The 6,000-nt window shown below is 46.2% G+C and carries 6 protein-coding genes; all 6 read left to right on the plus strand.

The window, feature by feature from the left end:
- Positions 1–97 precede the first annotated feature (97 nt).
- The 6 genes from DSZ37_RS08745 (at position 98) to DSZ37_RS08770 (ending at position 5,762) form a co-directional block, all read left to right on the plus strand.
- Positions 98–751 carry a hypothetical protein gene (locus DSZ37_RS08745; protein ID WP_109726523.1) on the plus strand — a complete coding sequence of 218 codons (654 nt, stop codon included), beginning with the start codon at positions 98–100 and terminating at the stop codon, positions 749–751.
- Between the two features lie 436 nt (positions 752–1,187).
- A complete protein-coding gene (locus tag DSZ37_RS08750; RefSeq protein ID WP_109726524.1) occupies positions 1,188–1,448 on the plus strand; it encodes a hypothetical protein in 261 nt (86 codons plus the stop codon).
- 269 nt (positions 1,449–1,717) lie between these two features.
- Positions 1,718–2,233, plus strand: coding sequence for a 50S ribosomal protein L10 (rplJ, locus tag DSZ37_RS08755; RefSeq protein ID WP_109726525.1), 516 nt, complete (start codon positions 1,718–1,720; stop codon positions 2,231–2,233).
- Between the two features lie 98 nt (positions 2,234–2,331).
- Positions 2,332–2,706 (plus strand): 50S ribosomal protein L7/L12, encoded by a 375-nt coding sequence (gene rplL / locus DSZ37_RS08760; protein WP_109726526.1) that lies wholly within the window; start codon positions 2,332–2,334, stop codon positions 2,704–2,706.
- 443 nt (positions 2,707–3,149) lie between these two features.
- Positions 3,150–3,896: a CAP domain-containing protein gene (locus DSZ37_RS08765; protein WP_181380282.1), complete on the plus strand. Its 747-nt coding sequence runs from the start codon at positions 3,150–3,152 to the stop codon at positions 3,894–3,896.
- A 237-nt stretch (positions 3,897–4,133) separates the two neighbouring features.
- Positions 4,134–5,762 (plus strand): hypothetical protein, encoded by a 1,629-nt coding sequence (locus tag DSZ37_RS08770; RefSeq protein ID WP_109726528.1) that lies wholly within the window; start codon positions 4,134–4,136, stop codon positions 5,760–5,762.
- Positions 5,763–6,000: the final 238 nt, after the last annotated feature.

The following is a 6,000-nucleotide window of genomic DNA, read 5'->3' on the forward strand; positions in this document are numbered from 1 at the left end:
ATAATAGTTATTGACAAATCTCACTAAATGATGTATTATATTAATATGTTTACGGCGTAAGCCGAATTATCTTATTTTCTTTCAAGGGGGAAATGATATGAAAAAAGATTCACTGGCAGGACCTATTATCGTCGGACTTATCCTTATAGTCCTGCTGCCCGGAGCACTTCTGTTCATGGTGCTTAATGCAATGACCGTGCCTGACGGCGGTGTTCTTACGGACTGCGTTGTCTCGGACTATGTCATAGTGGGCAGGACAAGCGACGTCAATGTTGACTACGTCAACGCCGAGGGCAAGACCATAAATGCCCGTATTTCCAACGGAATTGGCAGCAGGTCTGTTTCCGTGGGCGAACACGTTCAGTGCTATGTCTATGAGGATAATCCCTTCGAGGTGTACAGAGAGCCTGATGACGACCTGCTTCCGATACTTATGTTTCTGGGCGCAGCCGCTTCACTTATCGCAGGTATCATTATTGTGATAAAGATGCTGCTGAAACGCGGCGTTCAGGGCTATCTCATCAAGAACGGCACTCACGGACAGTGTACCATCACCAACGTGGCAGTCAAGGGCGGCGGACGAGACGGATTTACTCAGTGCGTCTGCGATTACTCATTCACAGACAATTACGGACAGATGCATACCGGCAAGCACACATTCCTGCCAAACAAGCGCATCAGCATAGGAAATTACTTCCCTGTGATCTATGCGGAAAAAAACGGCAAAATGCTGTCGGATATAATCGAATGACAATAAAAGCTCCGCTTAACCGTGATACTCGTACAGCAGTTTTATAGGTGATATTGAGGAAAACCCTTTTGAAAAAGGGTTCTTCCTCAAACTCCTTTCCTAAAACTTTCAGCATTAAATTTAGCCCAGACAGAGCGCTCCCGGTAATACTATCGGGTTTCACATTTTTCGTGAAGCGCCCTGTCTGGGCTAAATTCAGTTAAAAGTCTTTGGAAAAGGGGGTATGGGGGGAAGAACCTTTCCTCAGAAAGGTTTTCTCCCCATAATTACGCATAAGCTGCTATATAAGCACCACGGTTAGGCGGAGTTTTTTGTCGTTTGACAGGAGTAAGACCGCAATAATTGCATAGACAAAACCGTGGTTAACGGTATATTATAAATATATAGATTGGCCGATCTAAATTTAAAATTCAATATTGTAAAGGACGTGGCACAAATGAAACACATCATCAAAAAAGTCTCAGCATTCGCTATGGCAGCAGTCCTCCTCGGTGCAGGCGGCGCAGCTGCAGCAAATACAAAGTCGGCTAAAAACAATACCATTACCGCACACGCAGCGTTCTGCGGAGCAGGTAACCACAGGTATAATTACTCATACAGCTATTCCTTCAAACAGAACGGACGCATATACTGCTATGATGTCTATATATGCGGTAAATGCGGCGCAAGAAATCCGAGGCTTGTGGCTGTATATTGATAATAACACCCAAAGTAAAGCGGAGCAGAAAATGCTCCGCTTTTTTTGAAGAAAACCCTTGACAAAAGGGAAATTATGTGATATAATAATCAAGCTGTGAAATAACAGCATCGTATTCTAAAGACAGCTGGCAGAGCGAAAGCTCAGTAAGTCCCGCCGAGGAATAGCAATCGATAGAAGTATCATTGTCCATTCTGCGCTGTCGGAATGGGCATTTTTATTGCTCTCTCTGAATACGATCATAATTCATTCGGAGGTGAATACACACTATGCCAAGCAATGCAGTACTCGAAGCTAAGAAGGCTAAGGTCGAGAAGCTCGCCGAGATCATCAAGAACTCCGTTTCAGGCGTTCTCGTTGACTACAAGGGTATCACCGTTGAGGAGGATACAAAGCTCAGAAAGGAGCTTCGTGAGGCCGGTGTCAACTACTTCGTAGAGAAGAACACAATGCTTCTCCGTGCTTTCAAGGAATGCGGTATCGAGGGCTTTGAGGAGTCTCTCAACGGCACAACTGCTCTCGCTGTTTCTAACGACGATCAGACTGCTCCCGCAAGAATCCTCGGTAAGTTCGCTGAGAAGGCAGGCGACGACAAGTTCAATCTCAAGGCTGGCTACGTTGAGGGTGAGGTATACGATCAGGCTGGAGTTGTTGCTCTTTCCAAGATCCCTTCAAAGGATACCCTTCTCGCACAGCTCGTTGGCTCTCTGCAGGGTCCCCTTCAGAAGCTGGCAGCTACACTCAACGCTGTTGCAGACAAGAAGAAGGAAGAGGAAGCTGCTTAATAGCTGCCTGAACCTTCACTACACATTTGCGGAGACAGGCTCCGCAGCTTAAATCAAACGCCCAATGGGCAAATATTATTAAAAAGGAGATTATTATCATGGCTTCTGAGAAGATCACAAAATTTGTTGAAGATATCAAGACTCTTTCAGTTCTCGAGCTTTCTGAGCTTGTAGACGCAATCCAGGAGGAATTCGGCGTAACAGCTGCTATCAATGCTGCTCCTGCTGCCGGCGCTGCTGCTGGCGGCGCTGCTGCTGCTAAGACAGAGTTCGACGTAATCCTTGCTTCCTTCGGTGACGCTAAGATGGCTGTTATCAAGGTTGCTAAGGAAGTTCTCGGTCTTGGCCTCAAGGAGGCTAAGGAAGTAGTTGAGTCTGCTCCTAAGGCTATCAAGGAAGGCGTTTCTGAGGCTGAGGCTAACGAGCTCAAGGCTAAGTTTGAAGAGGCTGGCGCTACAATCGAGATCAAGTAATATTAATTACTTTGATGTTTTCAGACGGGACCGTACCTATGGTGCGGTCCTTTGTCTATTGTGTCAAGCAGTCTTACTGCTCTTTGTGGAAAATGTTTCAAAATCATCACATTTGTTGACTTGCACAGTGCTATATGCTATAATGAATGCAAAGCATTCATTATAAATTATCTGAAAGCCCTTGCAGATACGCAGATCAGAGATCTGCTCCCTGCAATCGGGAAATTATAGCATAACGCTGCGCTTATATGCTATAATGAATGCAAAGCATTCATTATAAATTATCTGAAAGCCCTTGCAGATACGCAGATCAGAGATCTGCGCCCTGTGATCGGGAAATTATAGCATAACGCATTGCCTATATACTATAATATATTCAGATGGATATTTGCTATCGTCAGGCTTGCGGCAGCCGAAATGCTGCGAGTCAAGGAGGTTTTACTATGAAAAAAATAACAGCTTTACTAAGTGCCGTTCTTATTGCGGCATCACTTACAGTTCCCACAGCAGCTTCAGCGGTCTCGACAGAAATGGTCATCTCACCTGTTTCTGATAATAACGTAACGGCTACCGACACAATAGGCTTTACAGCCGAGGTCGTCAGACTTGTTAATAAGGAGAGGTCAAGCAGAGGTCTGAAGGAGCTGAGAATGTTCCCGAGACTGAGCAAGGCTGCAATGGTACGCGCTCAGGAGACCTCTGTGGTCTGGGACCATGTCCGCCCCGACGGCAGAAGTATTTCCACAGTCTGCAATGAGATAGGTATAGGCTGGGATCACATTGGCGAGAATATCGCCTACGGTCATAACTCGCCGCAGGCTGTAGTGAACGGCTGGATGAGATCCGATGGCCACCGCGCCAACATCCTCAGCACTGATTACCAGTATATCGGCGTCGGCGTGTGTGAGTCCAAGGGCATTCTTTACTGGACTCAGTACTTCATCGGCACTACCGACAACCACCCCGAAGCCTATTCCGTTCAGTATTACGGCGACGTCAACAGCGACGGCAGGGTGGACGCCGTGGACGCTTCTCTGGTTCTGGAGGACTATGCGTCGGTAATGTCGGGACGTTCCTACACCCTCAGTTCATCACAGAGAGCAAAGGCGGAGGTCAGCGGCGACGACCTTGTAAATGCGGTCGACGCCTCTCAGATACTCGCCATGTATGCCAAGTCGTCCACAAGATAAGGCTTAAAATCGGCAGGAACCGGCTCCGAGAGCCATCTTGCATATAAACTCGGGTAAGTTGCGCTTTCGGATAGGTAAGCTGCATTTTTCGGGTGGTAAGTTGCATTGACTTCAAATATGCCTCATGATATACTTTTCGTAAGTACAGGCTTTCAGTTGCGTTTGCAGTCTGTGTGCTGTTTTGGACTGCGAAGAACAGACCTGCATATGATATTATACGGGAAATGAGGTATTATTATGAAGGAAAGCGGAACTACCAATATCAAAGTGCTGACAAAACGATGTAAGTGCATATTGACAGCAATTTTCATGCTCGCTGTGATATTTGGTTTTATGCCGCCGCAGAAAGCGGTCGCAGCCGAGGAATATCCGCTGTATCTATGCGGAACAAAGGTCACAAGCGAAAATGCAGCCGATATCATGGGGGACGGCAATTTAAGCTATGATAACGAGACAAAGACTCTGACTGTCAGGGGAGACCTTGAATGCAAGACCAAGATGCCTACCGTTCTCCTTTCAAATGACGGAATTGAAGACCTGACCATCTACGTTGAGAAGGATTCTACCCTTACTCAGCCCTTTGTCAATCCTGTTATTTCGATAATGAAAAATACTATTATCACAGGTCCGGGAGTGTTGAACGTCGAAGGCGGTATAAGGACCATCTCGGTCAACAGCTGCCGCCTCACTGTCAAGAACGCGACCCTGAACGCTCTGAACACCAATACAGACCATAATGCAGCTGCTATCGGCGGTACAGACAGTGATACTACAGCGGATCCGCCGACAGAATGCTCGCTGGAGATCATTGATTCCCACATTACAGCCAAGAACGAGAAAAACAAGCAGCTGTCTGCTGTTTCGGGCTTTAAAAAGGATATCCTTTTTGTGGGCTGTGAGCCTGTTGTTCCTGACGCAAGAGAAAGGACAGTCCTGAAAACCGCAAAGGGTTCGATCGTCGATGCAGGCAAGAATAATGTGCAGGATATATTGATAGAGAGATATTACGATCTTCAGATCGTCGAACAGAGGGTGTATGACTCAAACAAGGATGACATACTGGGGGACGGAGTTTTCAGCTATGACGAAAAGACCAAAACTCTTACCATAAAGGGTAATTACCAGACTGATTCAAGCTTTTCGGTCATCCAGAATGATATAAACGGTCTTACAATTACCACTGCTGCTGATTCTATTATTTCATGTATTAATGCATGGTTTATCTACAATCACGGCGATATTACATTGACAACTAATGGAAAGCTCTCTGTTTTAGCAGGAGAAGTTGGTATAGGTTCATGGGGAGAGGTGAACATAAAAGACGCAGATCTGGTCATCGATGCACAGTCAGGTGCAATTGAGGGCTTTAGCCGCAAGGCAGTACTGGATATGATCAATTCAGATGTCAATGCCAACAGTAAGAACCAAGAGGCTGTCACAGGTTTCAGCAGGATCGATCTCAAGGACTGTAAGATAGTAACTCCTGAAGATGGTGTTATTGTCTATTTTGAGCGAACAGCAGCTATTGGCGACCCTCATGGTGATTTTGTATCGGATGTGGTCATAAAGAGGTCTCAGGTAGAGACGACCACGACAGCGACAACAACAACTGCCGCCACGACTACCACTGCAAAAGACGTAACAGCTCAGCTGTGGGGCGATGCAAACGTTGACGGCAATGTTGAGCTTGCAGACGCTATCTTCATCATGCAGGTGCTCTCCAATCCCAACAGATACACCATTACAGAACTTGGCAGAGCCAATGCAGACGTTGACAAGTCCACCGTGGGTCTTACTGCAAATGACGCCCTCTTTATTCAGGAGTATCTTCTCCACCTGAGACCTTCTCTTGACCCGAATGCATAAAAATAAAGGCTGTACCATAAGGGCTACACTCATATAGAATATTATAGCAAATTATCGGGGAAAAACCTTTCTGAGGAAAGGTTCTTTCCCCGAACCCCTTTTCCAAAGACTTTATAACTGAATTTAGCCCAGACAGGGCGCTCCACACAAGATGTGAAAACCAGTATAATACTGGGAGCGCCCTGTCTGGGCTAAATTAAATGCTGAAAGTTTTAGGGGAGGAGTTTGAGGAGAGACC

Source organism: Ruminococcus flavefaciens (assembly GCF_900116855.1).
GTDB classification, from domain to species: Bacteria; Bacillota; Clostridia; order Oscillospirales; family Ruminococcaceae; genus Ruminococcus; species Ruminococcus flavefaciens_R.